At 74.4% G+C, this 21,401-nt stretch carries 17 protein-coding genes; 10 read left to right on the forward strand and 7 right to left on the reverse strand.

Features of this window, described 5'->3' with window-relative positions:
• Nucleotides 1-26: 26 nt before the first annotated feature.
• Nucleotides 27-950, reverse strand: coding sequence for a hypothetical protein (locus WME83_RS36220; protein ID WP_437314267.1), 924 nt, complete (start codon nt 948-950; stop codon nt 27-29).
• Nucleotides 951-1,452: 502 nt separating this feature from the next.
• Here WME83_RS36220 and WME83_RS36225 point away from each other — a divergent pair.
• Entirely contained in the window at nt 1,453-2,070 is a 618-nt protein-coding gene (locus WME83_RS36225) for an RNA polymerase sigma factor (protein ID WP_129578376.1), read from the forward strand.
• A gap of 19 nt (nt 2,071-2,089) precedes the next feature.
• A complete protein-coding gene (locus WME83_RS36230; protein ID WP_437314268.1) occupies nt 2,090-3,109 on the forward strand; it encodes a zf-HC2 domain-containing protein in 1,020 nt (339 codons plus the stop codon).
• A gap of 28 nt (nt 3,110-3,137) precedes the next feature.
• On the opposite strand, the gene WME83_RS36235 is transcribed toward WME83_RS36230, so the two are convergent.
• Nucleotides 3,138-3,635 (reverse strand): TIGR02266 family protein, encoded by a 498-nt coding sequence (locus tag WME83_RS36235; RefSeq protein WP_437314269.1) that lies wholly within the window; start codon nt 3,633-3,635, stop codon nt 3,138-3,140.
• Between the two features lie 129 nt (nt 3,636-3,764).
• Nucleotides 3,765-6,485, reverse strand: coding sequence for an ArnT family glycosyltransferase (locus tag WME83_RS36240; RefSeq protein WP_437314270.1), 2,721 nt, complete (start codon nt 6,483-6,485; stop codon nt 3,765-3,767).
• Nucleotides 6,486-7,292: 807 nt separating this feature from the next.
• On the opposite strand from WME83_RS36240, the gene era reads away from it, so the two are divergent.
• Both era and der read left to right on the forward strand, forming a co-directional pair.
• A complete protein-coding gene (era, locus tag WME83_RS36245; protein WP_437314271.1) occupies nt 7,293-8,225 on the forward strand; it encodes a GTPase Era in 933 nt (310 codons plus the stop codon).
• Complete coding sequence (gene der / locus WME83_RS36250; RefSeq protein ID WP_437314272.1) at nt 8,222-9,991, forward strand: ribosome biogenesis GTPase Der; 1,770 nt, start codon at nt 8,222-8,224, stop codon at nt 9,989-9,991. Before era ends, der begins: the two co-directional genes overlap by 4 nt.
• Nucleotides 9,992-10,479: 488 nt before the next feature.
• Here the strand turns inward: der and WME83_RS36255 are convergent, their stop codons facing one another.
• Nucleotides 10,480-11,706, reverse strand: a complete 1,227-nt coding sequence (locus WME83_RS36255; protein WP_437314273.1) for an ArsA family ATPase — start codon at nt 11,704-11,706, stop codon at nt 10,480-10,482.
• 166 nt (nt 11,707-11,872) lie between these two features.
• Nucleotides 11,873-12,415, reverse strand: coding sequence for a hypothetical protein (locus tag WME83_RS36260; protein ID WP_437314274.1), 543 nt, complete (start codon nt 12,413-12,415; stop codon nt 11,873-11,875).
• 71 nt (nt 12,416-12,486) lie between these two features.
• Between WME83_RS36260 and WME83_RS36265 the strand changes: the two genes are divergently transcribed.
• On the forward strand, nt 12,487-13,221 hold the full coding sequence (locus WME83_RS36265) for a tyrosine-protein phosphatase (protein ID WP_437314275.1): 735 nt from the start codon (nt 12,487-12,489) through the stop codon (nt 13,219-13,221).
• A gap of 51 nt (nt 13,222-13,272) precedes the next feature.
• Here WME83_RS36265 and WME83_RS36270 read toward each other — a convergent pair whose 3' ends face one another.
• Entirely contained in the window at nt 13,273-14,556 is a 1,284-nt protein-coding gene (locus tag WME83_RS36270) for a serine/threonine-protein kinase (RefSeq protein ID WP_437314276.1), read from the reverse strand.
• Between the two features lie 445 nt (nt 14,557-15,001).
• Between WME83_RS36270 and recA the strand changes: the two genes are divergently transcribed.
• The 4 genes from recA (at nt 15,002) to WME83_RS36290 (ending at nt 19,044) form a co-directional block, all read left to right on the forward strand.
• Nucleotides 15,002-16,180, forward strand: coding sequence for a recombinase RecA (gene recA, locus WME83_RS36275; RefSeq protein ID WP_437314277.1), 1,179 nt, complete (start codon nt 15,002-15,004; stop codon nt 16,178-16,180).
• Nucleotides 16,181-16,197: 17 nt separating this feature from the next.
• Nucleotides 16,198-16,701 carry a phosphohistidine phosphatase SixA gene (sixA, locus tag WME83_RS36280; protein ID WP_437314278.1) on the forward strand — a complete coding sequence of 168 codons (504 nt, stop codon included), beginning with the start codon at nt 16,198-16,200 and terminating at the stop codon, nt 16,699-16,701.
• Between the two features lie 317 nt (nt 16,702-17,018).
• Complete coding sequence (locus WME83_RS36285; RefSeq protein WP_437314279.1) at nt 17,019-17,879, forward strand: hypothetical protein; 861 nt, start codon at nt 17,019-17,021, stop codon at nt 17,877-17,879.
• A 193-nt stretch (nt 17,880-18,072) separates the two neighbouring features.
• Nucleotides 18,073-19,044, forward strand: coding sequence for an HDIG domain-containing metalloprotein (locus WME83_RS36290; RefSeq protein WP_437314280.1), 972 nt, complete (start codon nt 18,073-18,075; stop codon nt 19,042-19,044).
• Between the two features lie 55 nt (nt 19,045-19,099).
• Here WME83_RS36290 and WME83_RS36295 read toward each other — a convergent pair whose 3' ends face one another.
• Complete coding sequence (locus WME83_RS36295) at nt 19,100-19,834, reverse strand: hypothetical protein (protein ID WP_437314281.1); 735 nt, start codon at nt 19,832-19,834, stop codon at nt 19,100-19,102.
• A gap of 132 nt (nt 19,835-19,966) precedes the next feature.
• On the opposite strand from WME83_RS36295, the gene WME83_RS36300 reads away from it, so the two are divergent.
• A complete protein-coding gene (locus WME83_RS36300) occupies nt 19,967-21,400 on the forward strand; it encodes a hypothetical protein (RefSeq protein WP_437314282.1) in 1,434 nt (477 codons plus the stop codon).
• The last annotated feature ends 1 nt before the right edge of the window (nt 21,401 follow it).

The raw sequence follows: 21,401 nt of genomic DNA on the forward strand, positions 1-21,401 counted from the left end.
GGCGACTTGTCCTAACGAGCTCGAACCTATTTGCCACCCGCGGCGGCGGCCGGCTGCCCGGAGGCATCCGAGAGGCCGCTCACGATCTTCTCGACGAAACGGACCGCCGGGCGCTCTTCGAGCGGGGTCGTGACCCCGCCCTTCTCGAACGCGACCGCCTGGAGGTTCATCGTCTTGCCCTCGACCGCCGTGAAGGAATGGCTGGAGCGCACCTCGAAGCGGTAGCCGCGCAGGTACGAGAACACCCCGTAGCCGTTGCCCTGCAGGTTCACGAGCACCTGGAGGGTGTGATCCCCCGGCGGGACCGAGCCGTTGAAGATCGGGATCTCGGTCTGCTCCGCCAGGGCGCCCGACTGATCGGTCTTGTTGTACTGGACGGCGCCATCCAGGACGATCAGCACGCGGGTCACGCGGAACGCGCTCGACAGCTCGTTGTTGAACCGGATCGAGGCGCGCGAGCCGGCGCCGCCGCCGGAGAGGATCGTGTCGCTGAGGAGCGAGAGCCGCGTATGGCTGCGGCGGATCTGCTCCTTGAGCTCATCGATGCGCTGCTCCAGGTCGCGCAGCCGCACCGCGTACGTCGGGCCATCCATCGCCGGGGCGGCGGCGCCCGCGGCCGGCGCGGCCGTCGCGCCGGGCGATGCAGCCGGCGCGGCCGTCGCGCCGGGCGACGCAGCCGCGCCCGCGGCCGGCGCGGCCGTCGCGCCGGGCGACGCAGCCGGCGCGGCCGTCGTGCCGGGCGACGCAGCCGGCGCGGCCGTCGTGCCGGGCGACGCAGCCGGCGCGGGGGCGGCCTGCGCTGCGTTCGCAGGCGCCGAGGCGGCCGGCGCCACCGAGGCGGCAGGAGCAGCGGCCTTGCCCGACGCGCCGCCCGGGCTCTGCGCGAAGGCGGGCACGGCCATCAAGAACGAGGCCCCCACCCCCACAGCCAGCATCCTGATAAGTCGCATCGAAAGGTAACCTCGTGGTTTTACCCTCGTCAGCAGAGGGGGGCGACCTCACGCCCGGTGCCGGGGAGTCTAGTGGCGGCGGGCTTCGGAGCGCAACGACCTGGACAGCTTCCGCTCTCCCGGCGCAGGGCCCCGCCGCCGGCGGCGCGGACCAGGCAAAAAAAGTGCAGAAACGCGCAGAGGAAAACGTGCTGCCGCCTTCACCCGGCGCGCGCCCGCGGCGTCCTCGGCCGGTCGACGATGCGCTGCCACGAGAGCGCCACGGGGCCGAGCGCGGGCGCGCCTCCGGACGCCAGCCGTCCTCCCATCGACGCGGGCGAAGGGGGCTCGCTCGCTCGGGGGCGGATCCGCTAAGGTGCGCTTGTGTCAGGGGAAGGAGAGCGCCTCAGATCTTCGAGCCGCGCTGCGCGTCCGATCCGACGCCGCGGTCGTCGCCACGAACACCCCGCCGATCGGGCCGCCGAAGGAGCGCCGCAGAGGCTCGGCCGCTCCGGGAGCTAGGATGGTCCCGATTTCTCGAGAGGAGGTCACCGACGAAGCCCTGATGATGCGTTTTCAGGGCGGCGACCGCGCCGCGTTTGCCGGGCTCGTCCGGCGGCACAAGACGCCCATCTACAACTTCATCCTGCGGCAGGTGCGCGGGCCTGCGGTCGCCGAGGATCTGGTGCAGGATGTGTTCGTGAAGATCGTGCAGAGCGCCTCCGACTTCAAGCACGAGGCGAGGTTCACCACGTGGGCCTACGCCATCGCGCGCAACGTCTGCATCGATCACCTGCGCAAGATGTCGCTCCGGCGCCACCCGTCGCTCGACCAGGGCTCCGGCGACGGCGACGGCCCCACGCTCGGCGAGCGGACCGCGGACCCGGCGCCCCAGGCCGCGGTGGACCGCGTCGCGATCGGGGCCGAGATGGGGCAGCTCATCGTCCGCGCCGTGGAGGGCCTCCCGCACGAGCAGCGGGAGGTCTTCCTGCTCCGGGAGATCGGGCACGTGCCCTTCAAGGACATCGCCCAGATCGTGGGGGTGCCCGAGAACACGGTGAAGAGCCGGATGCGCTACGCCCTGGAGCGGCTCCAGGAGGCCCTCTCGGAGTACGAGGATTACGCGAGGGCGCTGCGCTAGCGCGCCGGAAGAGCTGTCTATGGACTGCGAGAAGTTCGACCAGCACGTGATGGACGCGCTCTACGACGAGCTCGACGAGCTGACCCACGCGGCCATGAAGCGCCACATGGACAGCTGCGCCCGTTGCGCCTCGGCGTTCGCGGGGCTGCGCGCGGCCCGCGACGCCGGTCCATTGCCGCTCGAGGAGCCGAGCGAGGAGCTCGAGGCGCGGATCCTCGAGGCGGTCGAGGTCGCGCAGAAGAAGACGCCGTTCCGGCGCAAGGCGCTCCGCGCGCTGGCCTGGGCCGGCAGCCACGCGATGCGTCCGCAGCTGGCGATGGCGGCGCTCTTCGTGCTCGTCATCGGCTCGAGCCTGCTGCTGCTGCGGCCGAAGACGGGCGTGGCCCCCGTGCGGGTCACCGAGTGGGGCCAGCCTGCGTCGGATCAGCTGGAGCCGCCCAGCGTCCCGGCGCCGATCGCCCTGGCCGCGCCGGCGGACGAGGGCGACGGCCGGCGCATGGCCGAGGCCAAGGCGGGCGAGCCGCCCAGGCCGACGGCGGAGGCGGCGAAGGAGAAGAGCGCGCGCGCGGCGGCGGCCCCCGAGGACGGCGCGAGGCAGGCGCTGCGGGACGCGCAGGCGCTGCAACGGACGTCGGGCTGCGCGGCCGCCGTCGGCAAGCTCGACGAGGTCGGCGCGCAGTACCCGGGCACGCCGGCCGCGCACGCGGCGATGTGGGAGGCCGCGCGGTGTCATCACGCGGCCGGGGAGACGGAGAAGGCGCGGGAGCTGCTGCTCGCGCTCCGCTCTGCGAAGGGGTACGGCGACCGCGCCGAGCAGATGCTCGCGGGCCTCGAGGCGAACGCCGTGCGCTCGCAGGCGCACAACGCGGCCCCGATGCCCTCCTCCCCCGCCGCGGCGTCGCCGGCGCGCCCCGCCGCGGCTTCGCGGCCCGCCGCGCCGGCCGCGAAGCCCGCGGCCCCGTCGCGCGCCGACGAGCAGGGGCCCGCGCAGGCGGCGCCTCCCGACGCCGTGCCTCCCGACGCCGTGATGGGGCGCTGACGGCCGCGGACGCGCGCCGGCGCCCGCGTCAGTTCGATCTCACCGGCGCGTCGCGGATGTAGGCGATCGTCCTGATCGTATCGACGATGCGCTCGCGATCGTCGGGCGTGAGATCGACGAAGCGGATCCCCATGCCCGGGTTCGGGTTGTCGTGGAGGGGGCGCACCTCGTTGACCCACTGCACCGTCCCCTCGAGCACGTACGAGCCCTCGGCCCCCGGGGGCGAGAAGCGGAGCGTGAGCCGCGTGCCGATCGAGAGCGGCTGCGTCGTGCGGACGAAGATGCCCATCTCCGAAATGTTGGTGATGGAAGCGTAGAGGAACGTGTCATCCGTCTCGCAGTCCACGAGCCAGGTGACGTCGAGCCGCTCGGACGAGCGTCGGTTGAGCGAATCCGGGGGGATCTCGCACTCGGCATCCTCGCCGGTGTGGCCGGCTTCCCCGTAAGCGCCGTTCTGCGCGGGGGTGGCCGACGAACCGCCAGGCGTGTCGGGCGGATGGTTGGAGTCACCACGGCCCCCGGTCATGTTTCTGCGACTAGCCGCTTTCCGCACGCGCGTCGAGGGCGCTCGACGACGAGGACCGCGCGTGGGTCGCCGGGCGCACAGGAGGACGCGCGCGCCGCGGCATGCGTCGGGAATCGTACAACGGGCGGCTCACCGCACGCGGATGACGCCGCCGCGGATGCGGTTCTCGTGTTCAGGTCCGCGGCTCACCTCGAAGCGCGCATCCCCGGCGAAGAAGCCGAAGTAGAGCGCGTAATCGCCCGGGGTGAAGTTGGGCTCGAGCTGGAGCTCGTGGTCGTCGACGATGACGTCGCCCGGTTGCCACAGGCTCATCGGGTAGCGCCCGTCGACCACGGCGTGGTCGCCGTTGTAACGGCGCTGAAACCCATCGATGTGAACGAACATCTTCCAGTTGCCGGTGATCGGCCGGTGCACCCGGAAGAAGGTCCGCAGGTGGTAGTTCTTCTGCGGGACCACGCTCGAGGCCTGCTGGCCCTCGTCGTCGGTCAGCTCCCAGCCGAGCACCTCCAGCTGATCGTCGAACATCGCGTCGAGCGGGTTCGCGGGAGCGACGGGCTCATCGAGCACGACACGGCTGAGCCAGCTCTCGTTCGGACGGCCGCCGAGCTCGTTCGACGCGAGGACGATCTGGCTCGATCGGCCGTCGAGCACGGGCAGGTTGCGCCCGTGGTGCTTGCGGAAGAGGCTGTTCAACCTGGGCAGCTCGTCCGATTTGACGACGAGCCAGCGGCGAGCGCCGGGAGCGGCGGCGCCGTCCGCGGAGCCCTCCGCGGCGGGGGCGGTGAGCCAGGCGAACGCCTGCGGGGCGTCGTTGAACGACGCGACCTCGCCGCCCTGGTAGTAAGCCGCCGCGCGGCTCCGGACGCCGAGCGTCGCGAGCGGCTCGCCGGGCTTGCGCAGCGACTCGTACGACTCGAAGACCTCCTTCGGGGAGAGCTGGGCCGCGAGCGCGGGGTAGTACCAGAAGCTCAGCGCGAAGCCGGCGACGAGGCCGGCGAGCGGCGTGCCGAGGGCGCGGGGCACGGCGGCGCGCGCGACGACGAAGCGGAACGCGTCGCGCACCGCGATGAGCACCACGGGCCCGACCGCGAGCAGCAAGGGCAGCGCCCACCACGCGTTCATCCCGTAGGCGGCGAGGTGGTTCGGCATCCGCGCCACGGTCCCCCATCCGATGCGCTTGCCGACGAAGATCATCGCGCCGACGCCGACGAGCGCCGCCTCGAGGACGATCAGCAGGAAGAGCAGGTTGCCGCCCCAGATGCGCGCGAGCTCCCCGGCGCCGGCGCGGGCGTCGGCGTCGAGGCGACGCGCCCACGCTTTGAGGCCGCGGTCGATCTCGCGGGGCTGCTCCTCGAACCAGGTCAGCGCCACGAGGCCCGCGAACGCGATCAGGACGAAGCGCATCGCCGAGGCCGCCTCTTCCTCGAAGCTCTTCGGGAACACAGGCTTGTCGACGGAGAAGACGCCGAGGGCCCGGTCCGGCGAAATGACAAGGTCGCGGTACAGGACGAAGGCGAGCACGGAACAGCCGACGGCGAGCGCCCGCGAGGCGGGAGCGCCGCGCTCGAGATCGCGGACAGCGAGCGCCGCGATCGCGGCGAGGAGCGCGGGGCCGCTGAACGGGAGCGCCCCGGCGTGCGGCGCGAGCAGCGCGAAGGCGCCGTAGGCGAGCGCCGACGTGACGACGAGGGCGATCCGGACGCCGGCCTCGCGATCGAGGCCCGCCGCGGCCCCCTGCGCCGCGGCCGGGGCGCGGAAGAGCCGGCCGACGGCGAACGGCAGGAAGGCGCTCCATGGAAAGAGGGCGTGCCCGAGCTGGCGCAGCGTGAGATCGAACGTGGACTCGACCGGCGGCTTCTTGAGGAGCGCGACGCCGAGGGCGCGCGGGAGCGGCGCGTCGGCGCTCGAGCTCGCGAGGACGAGGAGGCCCTTCGCCGCCGCGACGACGCCGAGCAGGAGCGCGGCGCCGCCCACGAGATCGCCGAGCGTGGGCCGCGGGCGCTCGAGCGCGGGCCAGGCGCCGGACGTGCGGAGCACGATCCACGTCAGGCCGGCGCCGAGCGCGGGGACGGCGACCCCGATCAGCAAGCCGCGGCTGAGGTATCCGGCGGCGAGGCCGAGGAGCCCCACCGCGATCCACGCGGCCGACGCGAGCAGGGCGCCGCGCTGCGCCCTCCGCCCGCCCTCGATCAGGGCGCCGGTCAGCCCGCAGAACGCCATCGTGAGCGCGGCCATGGTGACGATGTCGCCGAGCATGGTGCGGGCCTGCATCACGTAGAGCGGCATCGTGACGAGCACGGCGACGCCGTACAGGCCGGCCTTGCGGTCGACGAGGCGGGCGAGGAACTCGTAGAGCACGAGCGCGCCGGCGAGCCCCCACAGCGCGAGCGGCAGGCGCCCGGCCCAGTCGTGCAGCCCGAGCAGCCGGAAGCCGAGCGCCATCGAGGTGAACCCGAGCTCGCCCATGCCGAGGTCGGTCAAGGTCGGCAGCTGCCCGGCGGGCTCGGCGAGATCCGCGCCTTCCACGCCGCGCCCGGCGTGGAAGACGTGGAGGGCGATGCGGCGGGCGAGGTCGGCCCGGTCGAGCTCGTAGGGGTCCCAGATCCCGCTCTTGCCGAGGAGGGGCAGCAGCGCGAGGGCCGCGAGCGCGAGGGCCGCGAGCCGCGCGGGGCCGCCGCGCGAGGCGCCGTCCACCGCGCCCGCGCGGCCCGCGGCCGGCGCGCCGCCGGTCTCGGCCGAGCGGTCCTCGCGCGGTCTCGCCTCGTCGTGGGACGGGGCACCGGTCGCGGGCGGGTCGGGGGCGGCGGGCGGGGCTCCGCTTCGTGGGTCCCCTCGGTGGACGCTCGACATGCGAGGCATCCCCTTACCCCCTTCGCGCGCGCTTGACCACGGATCGTAGGGAAGCGTTTGTAGCCCCCCTGGGCGTCTGCTATCGCGCGCGGCGTGGTGAAAGGCCGTCCCCCGAGCGCGCCCCAGGGCGCGAGAACGCGCCCGCAGGCGCCGAAGCCCTCCCCAGCCGCCGCTGGCCCCCGTCCCGCCAGGAACGGTGGCCGCGTCGGCCGCCCGGGAGCGTCCTCCGCCGAGGAACCCCGGACGGGCGACGCGGCGATCCCGCGGGCGCGCCCGCCCCGACGCGACGACGAGGCGCGCCCGGACGACAGGTCGCGCGGCGCGAGCAAGCGGGGCGGCGTCGAGCGCGCTGCAAAGCGAGGCGAGGCGGACCGGGGCGGCGCCGAGCGCGCGGCCGGGCGAGGCGAGGCGGACCGGGGCGGCGTCGAGCGCGCTGCCAGGCGAGGCGAGTCGAACCGCGGCGGTGCCGAGCGCGCCGCCAGGCGAGGCGAGTCGAACCGCGGCGGCGTCGAGCGCGCCGCCAAGCGAGGCGATGCGGACCGGGGCGGCGCCGAGCGCGCTGCCACGTCAGGGGATGCGGAGCGGGGCGCCAGGAAGAACCGCGGCGCCGCGGCGCGCTCCTCCAGCGCGGCCCGCGGCCCGGCGGGGCGCGCGCCCCGCCCGGGGGGCGCAGCGAAGGGGCGACCGCTCCCGGAGCGCGCGGCGGGCGCGCTCGGCGGCGGGCAGCAAGCGCGAAGGAAGCGCGCCGAGCCGAGGCCGGTCGAGGAGGCCGACGCGTCGCTCGATCTGCCGCGGCGATCCGGGCGCGTGGCCCTGGTGGGGCGGCCGAACGTGGGCAAGTCGACGCTGCTCAACGCGGCGCTCGGCCACCCGCTCGCGATCGTCTCGCCGACGCCGCAGACGACGCGCGACGCGATCCTCGGGGTCGTGCACCACGGCCCGGCGGAGATCGCGCTGCTCGACACGCCCGGGCTGCACCGGCCGCGCACCGAGCTCGGGCGCGTGATGAACCAGGCGGCGCGCGAGGCGGCGCGGAGCGCCGACGTCATCGTCTTCGTGACGGAAGCCCCGGATCCCGCGCGCCTCCCGCGCCGCGCCAAGGAAGGCGAGGACGGCCCGCCGTTCGCGCCGCACCCGGGCGACCTCGCGCTGCTCGCGGACCTCGGGAGCGAGGCGCCGGTGGTGTTCGTGCTCAACAAGGTCGACCGGGTGCGGGACAAGGCGCGGCTCTTGCCGCTCCTCGACGCGTTCGGGAAGATCCGGGAGTTCGCGGCGATCGTCCCCATCTCGGCGCTGCGCGAGGACGGCGTCCAGCGCGTGCTGGACGAGGTGGCGAAGCTGTGCCCCGAGCGGGCCTGGGGCTTCGCGCCCGACGAGCTCACCGACAGGCCCACGCGCTTCTTCGCCGCCGAGTACGTGCGCGAGCAGATCCTCCGCGCGACGAAGGCCGAGGTGCCGCACGCCAGCGCCGTGCAGATCGAGCGCTACGTCGAGCCGACGGGCGACGGCGCGCTGCACATCGACGCGACGATCCACGTGGAGCGGCCCGGGCAGAAGAAGATCTTGATCGGCGCCGGCGCGGAGCAGCTCAAGCGGATCGGCACGGAGGCCCGGCTCCGGATCGAGGAGCTCGTCGGGCGGCAGGTGAACCTCAAGCTCTGGGTGCGGGTGACGCCGGAGTGGCGCGAGTCGCTCCAGACGCTGGAAGAGCTCGGTTACAACAAGGGAGAGACCTCGTGAGCGCGGCGAAACCAGCTCCTTCCAGGGGAACCAGGCGCGGTCAGGGCGCCGCCGGCGGCGGCCGGGCGACGAAGACGGGCGACGGCCCCGAGAAGAAGAGGGGCGGCGTCGCTCCCAGAAAGGGCGCGGCCGCCTCCGGCAAGAGCGCGGTCGCTCCCAGAAAGAGCGCGGACGCCTCCGGCAAGAGCGCGGTCGCTCCCAGAAAGAGCGCGCCCGGCAAGGTCGCTGCGGCGTCCGGCAAGAACGCGGCCGCGCCCGGCAAGGCCGCTGCGGGCGCGAGGAAGGGCAGCGGCTCAGGCCTGAGCCAGGGGCGCGCTGCCGTCGAGCCGAGCGGCCACGATCCGGCGGAGGACAGGGACGAGCTCGCGGCGGAGCTCGCCGACGAGGCCCTCGAGGCCGCCGAGGACGCCGCGGCCGACGCGCCTGCCCCGCCGCCCTCGGCCGGGATCGTGGCGCTGGTCGGGCGGCCCAACACCGGCAAGAGCACGCTGTTCAACCGGCTCGTCGGCAAGCGCGTCGCGATCGTGCACGACGAGCCCGGGGTGACCCGCGATCGCCACTACGGCGACGTCACCTCGCGGGGACGGCGCTTCACGCTCGTCGACACGGGCGGGTTCGACCCCGAGAGCGACGACCCCATGCGGCAGGGGATCAAGCGGCAGATCGACCTCGCCATCGCCGAGGCCGACGTGATCGTGTGCGTGCTCGACGCCGTGACGCCGGTCACGCCGTCCGAGCACGCCGAGCTCGGCCTCCTGCGCCGCGCGGGCAAGCCCGTGATCTACGTCGCCAACAAGGCGGACTCGCCGCGCGCCGAGGCCGAGGCGGCGGAGCTGTACCGCCTCGGGATGGATCGGCTCATCCCGATCAGCGCCCTCCACGGCCGCGGCATCTCGGATCTGGAGATGGCCATCGAGGCCGCGCTGCCCAAGGAGCCCGCGGCGCCCGAGGCGTCGGCCGAGGGGGCGCTCCGCATCGCCATCATCGGGCGCCCGAACGCGGGGAAGTCGTCGCTCGTCAACCGCATCGCGGGCGAGGAGCGGATGCTCGTCGACGCGCAGCCGGGCACGACGCGCGATCCGATCGACACCCTGGCCGAGCGCGACGGCAAGCGGTTCTTGCTCATCGACACGGCCGGCATCCGGCGCAAGGCGAAGGTGGCGAAGGAGGACAGCGCCGTCGAGGCGGTCAGCGTGATGCACGCGATCCGCGCGATGGAGCGGGCCGAGGTCGTGCTCCTGCTCTGCGACGCGGCCGAGGGCGTGGCCGAGCAGGACGCGAAGATCCTCGGCCTCGCGGTCGACCGGGGGTGCGGCGTCGTGATCGGCCTGAACAAGATCGATCTCCTCGACCGGAAGGCGCTCGCGAAGGCGGAGCAGGACGCCCGCGACAAGCTCGCGTTCGTGCCGTGGGCGCCGATCGTGCAGGTGAGCGCGCGCAGCGGGCGCGGCGTGGCGAAGCTCCTCGAGACGGTGGGCCAGGTGGCCGACGCGTACCGGAAGCGCGTGCCCACCGGGGAGCTCAACCGCTTCTTCGAGCAGATCCTCCTCACGCACCCGCCGCCCACGCACGGCGGGCGCGCGCCCCGGCTGTTCTTCGTCACGCAGGCCGAGACGTCGCCGCCGCTGTTCGTCGTCGTCGCGAGCGATCCCGAGAAGCTCCACTTCAGCTACCGGCGCTACGTGTCGAACCAGCTCCGGCAAGCGTTCGGTCTCGAGGGCGTGCCGGTCCGGGTGAAGTACAAGGAGCGGCGGCGGCGGGGGTAGGCGGCCGCCCCGCGCGTCCGGGCGGCCGGACAGCGGTCCCGCACCGCGCCGCCGCGGGAGCGGTGCCCCGCCGGCAGATCCGGGACGTCAACCAGCAGACCTGGGATGCGCACCAGCAGATCCGGGGCGCTTGCCAGCAGACCCGGCTCGCGTGCCGGCGGTCTCAGGACGCTTGCCAGCACCTGCTGGTACGGCTCCTCGAGCCTGCTGGTACGGCTCCCCGAACCTGCTGGTACGGCTCCCCGGACCTGCTGGTACGGCTCCCCGGACCTGCTGGTACGGCTCCCCGGAGCTGCTGGTACGGCTCCCCGGAGCTGCTGGTACGGCTCCCCGGACCTGCTGGTACGGCTCCTCGGACCTGCTGGTACGGCTCCCCGGACCTGCTGGTACGGCTCCTCGAGCCTGCTGACCCGATTCCTCGCCGCACGACCCGCCGCTGGCCGCGCCCCGCTCCGGCCGACCGCGGCCCGCGCGCGCTGGTGCAGCCGTCAGCCCGCCGCCCCGGGCAGCGGCGCCAGCACGTCGGCGATCCTCGCGAGGCCGGCCACGTCGTAGATGTCGTACGGGAACGCCGGCACGTCGACGCGCACGCTGCCGCCGGTCTGCTCGTCCTCCAGCGCCGTCTCGAGGGCGATCAGGTTCAGGTGATCGAGCTTGCCCATGCGGGTCTCGTCCTCGGCGGCCCGGAGCAGGCGCGCCGCCGCGCCGGGGCCGAGCGCGAGGCCGCTCCCGTCGAGCGCGGCGGCGATCTCGGCGGCGCCGGGGAGCGCGCCGTACACCGGGTGGACGCGGTTCACGACGAACGCGTCGCGCCGCATGTCCTGCTCGCGCAGGCGATCGGCGAAGAACAGCACCTCGCGCACGCAGAGCGGATCGGGCGTCGTGACGAGCACGTAGGCCACGTCGGGGCCGCGCAGCGCCGACGCCACCGCGTCCGCCCGCTGCTTCCAGCCGCCGAAGACCGCGTTCATCTCGCTGATGAACGCCGCGATCTGCTCGAGGAAGCCGCTGCCGGTCAGCTTGCCGATGCCCCGCAGCACCGCCGCGGTCGACCGAGCCAGCAGGTTGAGCGACAGCTTGCCGGAGCTCTGGAAGGCCTGCACGAACCAGCGCGTCGCCGCGCTGTCGATGGCGCCCACGAGCCGCTCCGGCGCGTCGAGGAAATCCAGCGCGTTCGCCGTGGGCGGCGTGTCGAGCAGGACGAGGTCGTAGCTCGGGTCGCTCCTCACGGCGTAGAGCTTCTCCATCGCCATGTACTCCTGCGTGCCCGCGAGCGAGGTGGAGATGTACTTGTAGAGGACGTTGCCGAGGATCCGGTCGCGCTGCTCGGGCGACGGGGCGAGCGACGCGACGAGGCTGTCGAACGTCGACTTGGTGTCGAGCATCATCACCGTCATCGAGCCGGGCACGTCGATCCCCGCGCGGGCGAACCGGGCCGGCTCGATCGTCTGCGCCTCGGTCTTCATCTCCTCGAGCCCGAGGCTCTGGGAGAGGCGGCGCGCCGGGTCGATCGTCAGGCACAGCACGCGCTTGCCCCGGCGGGCCGCGGCGAGGCCGAGCGCCGCGGTGGTGGTCGTCTTGCCGACGCCGCCGCAGCCGACGCAGAGGATCACCCTGCGGGAGGCGAGCAGCGGGGCCAGGCCGGCGTCGTCCGCCCGGAGGGGTGCGTGGGCGGCGGGCGGGGTGTTTCGAGGGGGTGCGAGCGGGCCGGGCATGGCGCGCGACCTGAGGTCGCGGCCCCTTGTAGCACGAACCGGGAGCGCGAGCGCTCGTCCGGCTGCGCGGCGAGCGCCCCGGCTGCGGCCGGACGACCGCTCAGCCCGCGGTGGGTGGACGATGCGCCCGGCCCGCGGGGGTGCACGCGGTGGGTGGACGATCCGCTCAGGCCGCGGCGCGGAGGATGCGCAGGCACCCGGCGGCGGCCCGGGCGATGGAGGCGCCGCGCTCCGCCGTGCCGCCGCGGCCGCAGAGCAGCACCTCCCCGCCCGCCACGGCGAGGCTCTGGACCTCGACCTCCGCGGTGAGCGCGGCGATGCGCGAGCCGACCGCGGCGTTCTGCACGGCGTCCGGGTTGGCGAGGAGCGGGGCATAGGCGGCGAGCTCCTCGCACGCGGGCCACGCGCCCGCCCCGGCGACCAGGCAGCCGCTGTCGTCCACGAGGACCACGACGTCCAGGTTCGCCTCGGAGCGCGTCGTCGAGAGCTGATAGTGCAGCGCGGTGATCGGGTCGTCGCTGCGGCGGCGCCGACGCTCGGAGGCGGGAGCCGCCTCCCCGACGGCCGCCGCGCCCCCCTCGGCCGGGAGCGCGCCTCGGCCTTCGGGCCGCTCCGCGCGGCCTCCCTGCTGGTCGCCGCGCTGGCCCCCTGCGCCGCCATTCGACCCGGGCTCCGGCACAAGCTGCTGGTTCGATAACGAGAGCGACACGAACACCTCCTCCACGCGAAGGATGGTCGCAGCGCACGGAGGCGGCCAACTTTGCTAAGTTCGAGCGCACGATGCGCGGCTTCATCGATCTCCACTGCCACTGGGTCGCCGGCATCGACGACGGCGCCCGCACCGTCGAGGAGAGCTTCGCCCTCCTCACCGCGCTCCGCGGCGCCGGGTTCGACACCGTCGTGGCCACGCCGCACATGCGCCCCGGGATGTTCGACAACACCCGGCAGAGCCTCCGCGCCGCCTACGACGCGACGTGCGCCGCGCTGCGCCGCGCCGACGACGCGCGCGGCTTGCCCGCGCTCGACCTCTCGTCGGAGCACTTCTTCGATGACGTCGTCTTCCAGCGCCTCCTCGACGGCAGCGCCCTCCCCTACCCCGGCGGCCGCGCGGCGCTCGTCGAGTTCCCGACCCGGAGCTTCCCCGTGCGCGTCGCCGAGCGCATCTTCGACCTCAGCCGCCGCAAGCTCCGCCCCGTCATCGCCCACCCGGAGCGCTACGAGCCGGTCTTCGACGACTGCTCCTCGCTGGATCCGCTCCTCGACGCCGGCGCCGTCCTCCTCCTCGACGTCGCCGCCCTCACCGGCAAGTACGGGCGCACCCCCCGCCGCGCCGCGGAGCAGCTGCTCGACGAGGGCTACTACTACGCCGCGTGCAGCGACGCCCACGCCGCGAGGGACGTCGCCGACGTCCGCGGGGGCATCGACGCCCTCTTCGCCAGGGTCGGCGAGGAGGAAGCGACCTTCATGCTCATCGACGGCCCGCGCGCGATCCTCGAAGGCACCGTCGACGCCTGACACGCGCGGCCCCGCTCCCTCGACGGCGCGGGACCTCGCCCCGGCGCTGGCTCACCTCCGGTGCGGCGTGATCGCCGCGCCTCGGCGGCGCGGGGCCGCGCCGAGGCTGCTCGCGGCGGTGTCCGCGCGCGGCCCGGCGGGCGCGGTGAACGCGGCCGGCGGGAGCGGGCTGTCCTTCACCGCCATGGTCCCGGCGAGCGCGACCCCGAGGACGGCGGCCCCGAACGCCCACGCCGCCTGCGCCCACCGCCGCCAGGCGGGCAGCGGCTCCGCCTCGTCGGCCGCGCCGCCCCCGGGATCGAGCGACTCGAGCGCGGCGCGCAGCTGCTGCGTGCGGAGGTGGGACGCGTTCCCGAGGACCTGCCCGATCCAGGCGGCGACCAGCGCGTCGTTGCCCGGGTGCGCGGCGCCCGGGACCGCCTCCTCGAGCGCGCGCATCAGCTGCGCGGCCGTCGCCGTGCGCGCGGTGGGCGACTTGGCGAGCGCCTCGGAGACGAGGCGATCGAGCGCGGGCGGGATCGGCTCGGGCGGCGGCGCCGCGCTCAGCCGCTCGGCGAACCCGCGGCGGGACGGGACGGCGCGCGACGACAGCGGCGCGGCGGGCCGCTCGCTCGCGATGTGGGTCATCGTGCTCTCGCTGTCGTCGGCCTGGAAGGGGTGCGCGCCCGAGAGCAGCTCGTAGAGCAGCACCCCCACCCCGAAGAGGTCGGCCCGCCGGTCGCACGGCTGCCCGCGGATGTGCTCCGGCGCCATGTACGGCGCGCTGCTCCGGAACAGGAGCGCGCCCCCCTCGCCGCCCGCCGCCGCGGCGAAGGCGCGCCCGCCGTCCCCCCGGAGCGAAGGCCGGCGCTCCGACAGCCGCTCCTCCTCGAACTTCGCGATGCCGAAATCGACGAGGCGGACGAGCCCCTCGGACGTGATGAGGACGTTGTCGGGCGAGACGTCGTAGTGAAGGAGCTCCCGGGGGTTGCCGACCTCGTCCCGGAGCTCGTGCGCCGCGTCGAGCGCCGCGCAGATCTGGTACGCGAGCCGGGCCGCGGCGAGCACCGGCGCCGGGCGCCCGCGCGCGGCGCGCAGCACCGCCGAGAGGGGCTCGCCGCTGACCCACTCCATGACATAGAAGAGGGTGCCGCCCTCCTCGCCGAGATCCACGACGGGCACCACGTTCGGGTGCCGGATGCGCGCCGCGAGCGCGGCCTCCTCGAGGAACATCCGCACGGCGTCGGGGTCGGGCGAGAGCTCGGGGTGAAGCACCTTGATGGCAAAGAGCTTCTGAAACCCGTGCTCGCGCCTGAGCCGACCCGCCCAGACCTCCCCCGTCTCGCCTGCGGCCACCCGCAGGACGAACTCGTACCGGCCCAGGGAAAACCCCGGGAAAAAGCGGCCCCCGCCCCCCACTCGGAAGGTGTGGCCCACACATGAAGAGTCCGCCAGGGTTCCGGGTGTGCGACGATCACGATTGTTGCCCGGATTGTGAGACTCCACAGCAGCCGGGAAACAGCGCTTCCGACCGCGACGTCCTCGCCTTCTCCGGAGGCGGTCCGCGCGAGCCCGATCATCGCGCGGCGCCGCGTGCGGCGGCCGCGCGCGCCGGCCATCCGGCCGGGCCGGCCGGGCCGTCGCGCGGACGTTTTCGGTCCTATCCGGGAGGCGGGGGTCTTGCTTCCTGAACAACCGGACAGTAAAGCTGCCGGAAACTGTTGCCCCGCACGTCGGGGATCCGGCAGCGTGATCCCCTTCGGTCTCCCCCTCCCTTCGGCCCCCCGCCCCGAGGTTACGCATGAGCGACGAGAAGAACACCAAGCAGAAGTCTGCCGCCCTGGAGCTCGCGATCGCGAGCGTCGAGAAGGAGTACGGCAAAGGGGCGATCATGCGCCTCAAGGACGGGCAGACGCTGCACGACGAGGTCGCGGCCGTGCCGAGCGGGTCGCTCGGCCTGGACATCGCCCTCGGCATCGGCGGCTACCCGCGCGGCCGCATCGTCGAGATCTACGGGCCGGAGTCGAGCGGCAAGACGACCCTCACCCTCCACGCCATCGCGGCCATCCAGCGGGCGGGCGGGACGGCGGCGTTCATCGACGCCGAGCACGCCCTCGACGTGAACTACGCCAAGAAGCTCGGCGTGAAGACCGACGAGCTGCTCATCTCGCAGCCCGACTACGGCGAGCAGGCGCTCGAGATCGCCGACATGCTGGTCCGCTCGAACGCCGTCGACATCATCGTCGTCGACTCCGTCGCCGCGCTCGTCCCCAAGGCGGAGATCGAGGGCGACATGGGCGACAGCCACGTCGGCCTCCAGGCCCGGCTGATGAGCCAGGCGCTCCGCAAGCTGACCGGGACGACCTCCCGCTCGCAGTGCCTGCTGATGTTCATCAACCAGATCCGCATGAAGATCGGCGTCATGTTCGGCAGCCCCGAGACGACGAGCGGCGGCAACGCCCTCAAGTTCTACGCCTCGGTCCGGCTCGACATCCGCCGCATCGGCGCGATCAAGGAGGCGGCCGCGGGCGGCAAGGAGCCGGCGGTCGTCGGCAACCGGACCCGCGTCAAGGTCGTGAAGAACAAGATGGCCCCCCCGTTCCGCGAGGTGGAGTTCGACATCCTCTACGGCCACGGCATCAGCCACAGCGGCGACGTCATCGACCTCGCGACCGAGGCGAGCATCATCGAGAAGAGCGGCTCCTGGTTCTCGTTCCAGGGCGAGCGCATCGGCCAGGGCCGGGAGAACGCCCGCTCCTACCTCGAGCAGCACCCGGCGGTGCTCGAGAAGATCGAGGCGATGGTCCTCGCGAAGCACGGCATCTCCCGCGCCGGCGGGGGCGCCGCGGCGAACGGCGCCGCGGCCGCCGGCCCGAAGGGCGGAGCGGCCGCGGCCGAGCCCCCCGCGCAGGCGAAGGGTCGCGGCGAGGCGGCCCCGTCCGGCCAGGACGCCCGGCGCGCCCCGGGCAAGACGAACTGACGCGGGCCGCCACCGCCATGCACCTCTACGTGATGCGGCACGGCCCGGCGGAGGACCGGGCGGCGAGCGGACGGGACGCGGACCGGAGGCTCACCCCCGAGGGCCGCGACCGCGTCGAGCGGGTCGCGATCGAGCTGCACCGCATCCGGGGCGGCGCCCCGCTCTCGCGGGTGCTCTCGAGCCCCCTGGCGCGCGCCCGCGAGACCGCCGAGATCGCGGCGCCCCGCTGCGGCGCGCCGGAGGTCGAGGTCCGGGACGAGCTCTCGGTCGACGCCGACCTCCCGCTCGCGCTCGTCGCCGCGCTCGCCCGGGGCGGGGCCGACGCGCTCCTGGTCGGGCACCAGCCGAACGTGGAGCACCTCGTCCGGACGCTCGTCGACGCGTCAGGCCGGGGCGCGCCCGGCCTGGTCCTCCGCGGCTTCACCACGGCCCTGATCGTCGCCCTCGAGCCCGACCCGGCGCCGCGCGCGCAGGACCGCTGGCGCGCGACGCGGATCCTCGACCCGCGCGAGCTCGCCTAGCGTGGACGCGCCGTGCGCGCGCCGTCGCATCGGGAGGCAGCGGGAGCAGACGCACGCGTCCGAGGCGGAAGGCTGCGCGACCCGAGCCGGCTCGACCGGAGCGGCTCGTCGCCGCGCCGTCGGGGCCCAGGCAAGTCCATGAATTTGCGGTGGAAATCCAGATCGCGGGCGGGCCGCGGCCAGGGGGCCCGCCGCACCCCCGCAGGCGGGGCCGGCCCCCTGCTTACGTAATCACAAATCCGAATGATTTCGATGATTTCGGCCGCTCGCTTGACAAGGATCCCACCCGAGAATACGCCCAAATAAGGAGGATTGAGATGGCGGGACAGATGGTCTTCCCCTTCGCTCAACCCCCTCCAGGCCGTCTGTCGCGCAGCGGTGGGAAGGGCGCAGCACCCTCTTCCTTGTGGCCGCGCGTCTCGCGGGCCGTCGTCCGGGTGCCCGACCCCCGCCACCACCCGCTCGACATCGCCCTGCCGCCGGGCCAGCCGCAGATCTACGTGCACGAGGGGGCGCGCCAGGCGCTCGTCCGGCGCCTGGAGCTGGCCCAGAAGCGGCCGGTGCTCCTCTCGGTGACCGACAACTACCGGCAGATGATCTCCTCCTCGCTGCGGGAGGGGATCCTGCAGGCGCGCGTCCACCACATGTTCCTGGATGCGCCCGCGGTCGTTCAGGATGCGCTCGTCCGGTACGTGGTGAACCAGGACCGGGCCGCGTCGCTCCTGGTCGGCCAGTACATCGACGAGAACGGCCATCGCATCCGGGCGAGCCGGCCGGTGAGCACGCCGCTCTCGACGCAGGGGCGGACGCACGATCTGCTGACCCTGTTCCAGAAGGTGAACCACACGTACTTCGGCGGCGTGGTCGACGCGCTGATCACCTGGGGCAAGCGGACCAAGGCGCGGAAGCCGCGGCGCACCATCAAGCTCGGGAGCTACTCGGCGGTGGAGCGGCTGATCCGCATCCACCCGGTGCTCGACCGGCCCTGGGTCCCCCGCTACTTCATCTCCTACGTCATCTACCACGAGATGCTCCACCACGTGATGCCCGCGAGCCACGGCAACGGGCGCCGGATGCTCCACCCGCCCCAGTTCCTCGCCCGCGAGCGGCTCTTCCGCGACTACGAGCGCGCCCTCGCGTGGGAGAGGGACCACGTGGGCAGGCTCCTCCGCACCTGACGCGCCGTCTCCGGCGGACCTGCGCGCCCCGACGCGGCGCGCTCCGACGCGGCGCGCGGCGCGACGAACCGGCGCCGAGCGACGAACCATTGCGCGGAGTACCGGCTGGCTCTAAACCGGCGGACCCCCGTGGGGGCCGCGCGACCGGCGCGCCGCGGGCGATCCCGTAACCTCGAAAGTGTGGAAGGACAGCGTGCAGGAGATTCTCACCCAGGAAGCGAGCCCGAAGCGGGCCATGGAGGCGCTCGAGTGGGCCGTTCAGCGAGCAGAGAGGGCCGAGCCCGCGCAGCCCGAGGCGGCCGCCGAGCCACGCCCCTCGACCAGGGTGATCTCGGGGCGCCCCGCCGACTTCAAGGCGGCGGCGGCGATCTACCTGCCCGACGTCCGCAAGCTGCTCGACCGGATCATGATGAGCGACGACGCCGAGGCCGGGCTCGACGCCCTGCTCGAGTCGGGCGCCCTGGCGGCGATGCTGCCCGAGGTCGAGGCGATGGTGGGGTTCGGCGACGGGGAGTGGCGCCACAAGGACGTCTGGAAGCACACGAAGCAGGTGGTGCGTCAGGCGGTGCCGAGGCTCGAGGTCCGCTGGGCGGCGCTGCTCCATGACATCGGCAAGACGAGGACGCGGACCATCTCGCCGTCGGGGGAGGTCCATTTCTTCGGCCACGCCGAGGTCGGCGCGCGCATGTTCGACAAGATCGACCGGCGGCTGCCGCTGTTCGCGAAGGAAGAGCCGCTGAAGGGCAGCATCCGCTTCCTGATCCTGCACCACCTGCGGGCGAGCCAGTACGACCCGTCGTGGACCGACAGCGCGGTGCGGCGCTTCGCGAAGGAGATGGGCAGCTGCCTGAACGACGTGCTCGACCTGTCGCGGGCGGACATCACGACGAAGCGGCCCGAGAAGAAGCGGAAGGGGCTGAAGCAGATCAACGACCTGGCCGAGCGGGTGCTGCATGTCCAGGCGGAGGACGCGGTGGTGCCGCCGCTGCCGAGCGGCATCGGCGACGCCATCATGCAGGCGTTCGGGCTGCCGCCGTCGCGGCGGGTGGGCGAGGTCAAGCGGGCGCTGGAGCAGGCGGTCGAGGCGGGCGAGGTGGCGTCGCACCAGGAGGCGGACGTGTACATCGCGTTCCTCCGGGAGAACGCGGCGCGCTTCGGGCTCTGAGGGGCCGCGGCGCGCGGGGCACGGCGCTCGGGGCGGAGCGCCGTGCGGCGGTCGCTCAGCGGAGCGGGGCCTCGCAGGTGCTGCAGCGGGGGGGAACGCCGTCCTTGTGGTAGAGCTCGCCGCAGCGGCCGCAGAGGCGGGCGTCGGCCTCGAAGGCGATGAGCTTGTCCGTGGCCTTGCAGTGAAGGCCGGCCACCTGGGGCGGCTCCAGCGGGCGCACCTCGCCGGCAGCGTCGTCGGGCGCAGGCAGGGCGTCCTCCTTGATGTCGGCGACGCGGCCGGGGATGCGCTTCCTCGCCTCCGCAAGGACGCGGGAAGCCGCCGCGAGATGCGCGCGCAGCGGGATGGCGATCACCGTGCCGCCGCCCTGGACCGTGAGCGCCGACTCCGACAGCAGCAGGCCGGTGACCTCGCTCCAGCCGATGCGCTCGATCTCGCCAGGCCCGTTCTCGAGCGCCACGCCGGCGTCGCCGACGCGGACGGGCTTCATCGACCACTGGCCGAACAGGCCCGCCGCGGCGCCGAGGAGGAGCGCACCGACGAGCAGGTACGGGGCAGCAGGGTGCGCGCCCGCCTCCTCGCCCCGGAACCACTGGCCGTAAACCCCCGCACCGGCAAGGAGCGCCGCGACGGACATGCCGAGCAAGGTGAGGGCTAGCTCGAGCGACGCCTTGGGCTCGAAACGACGCTCGCTCCGCGGATCGGTCCGCTGCCGGAGGAGCACCTCGCCCCCCTGCCCCGTGGACCCCGAGCCCTTGCGCTTGCGCTTCACCGGTCTGTCGGCTGCCATCGGCGGCTTCCTATCGGAGGAGACGCCCGGACGCAAAGGGGCTCGGCACGACCGCCAGCGCTCCGGACGAGCAGCCAGCCCGACCCGAGGCTCGCCCGCGCCGCAGGGACGGAGAGGTATGCTGGGACGACCATGAGATCGATGCCCGACGCGGCGACCTACGTCCTGCCCGCGCTCAGCATCGGGCTCGCCGCGGTCGTGTTCCTGGGACCAGGAGCGCAGCGCATGGCCACCGGCGTGCGGGTGTGGGGCGCCCCCGTCGCCGGAAGCGAGGCGCTCGCGCTCCGCATCGAAGGGGTGCGCCGGCTCCACGGCGCCGACGATCCGGCGGCGCTGCCGGCGATCGAGGTGAGCGCGACGTCCGGGGGGGCGCCGCTCGCGGGGTGGAGCGGCTCGACCGGAAAGGACGGGATCGGCGAGGCGCTGCTGCGCGCAGGCGGCGGGCTGAAGGCGCCCGTCGTGGTGCGGATCCGGCGGGGCGGCGAGGCGCTCCTGGAGCAGGAGGTGCCGCTCTCACCCCCGCTCCCCGCGGCGGAGGCGAGCGCGTTGCCCGGCGCGGCGCACGCGAGCGCGCTGCCCGGCGCGGCGCACGGGGAGCTCCGCCTGCGGGTCACGGTCGCGCGCGGCGCCATGGCAGCGCCGTTCCCGGAGCCGGTGCGCGTCACGGTCGAGACGGAGGACGGAGCGCCCGTGCCAGGGGCGCGCGTGGAGGCGAGCGCCGTCGGGGCGGATCTCGCGGGGCAGGACGGCGGGCCGGCGCAGATCACCGCCGACGCGCGGGGCGCCGCGGAGCTCACGATCCGGCCGCTGGCGCACACCGTCGAGCTCACGCTGCGCGCGGCGCGCCCCGGGAGCGCGGCGCCGCCCGGGGCGCGGGGCGCGAGCGGCTCCTGGGAAGGGAGGCTGCCCGTGATCCCAGGCGCGATCTGGCTCGACCCGGGCGGCCTCGCGGGCGAGCGGCCAGAGCTCCGGCTGACCTCGCCGGCGCCGAAGCCGCACGCCTACGTCTCGATCGGCGGCGCGCACGGCCGTCTGCTCGGGGCGGTGGTCCCGCTCGCGGCCGATGGCGGGGGCTTCTTCTCGGGGACGCTGGCGCTCCCGGACCGGCAGCCGCCCGGCGCCGCGGCATGGGCGGTCGTGGCGAGCGACCCGTACGAGCAAGGCGCGGGCACGGTCGCCTGGCCGCTCTCGCCCGCCGCGAGCCCGGTCGCGCCGCGGCGCGTGACGCTGCTCGCGGACGGGGTGCCGGCGGCGGAGGCGCGCGAGCGGGCCCGCGCCTCGCGGGCGCGGCGCGCCGGCCTCGTGGTGCTCGGCGCCGCCGGGGTCGCCGAGATGCTCCTGCTCGCGCTTCGCGCCCGGACGGCGCGGCGGCGCCTCGCAGCGCACCTCGCCGCAGCGTCGGGCGGCGAGGGGGAGGACGGAGCCGACGGGGCGCCGCTGTCCAGGGAAGATCGCGGCCGGCTGCTCGCCACCGTACGGGCGGAGCCGATCCTGTCGGTGCTCGCGCTCGCCGCGCTCGTCGGGCTCTCCTTCGCGGCGGTCGCTGCGCTCGCCACGTTCCGGTGAC

The organism is Sorangium sp. So ce385 (assembly GCF_051474135.1).
GTDB classification, from domain to species: domain Bacteria; phylum Myxococcota_A; class Polyangia; order Polyangiales; family Polyangiaceae; genus Sorangium; species Sorangium cellulosum_D.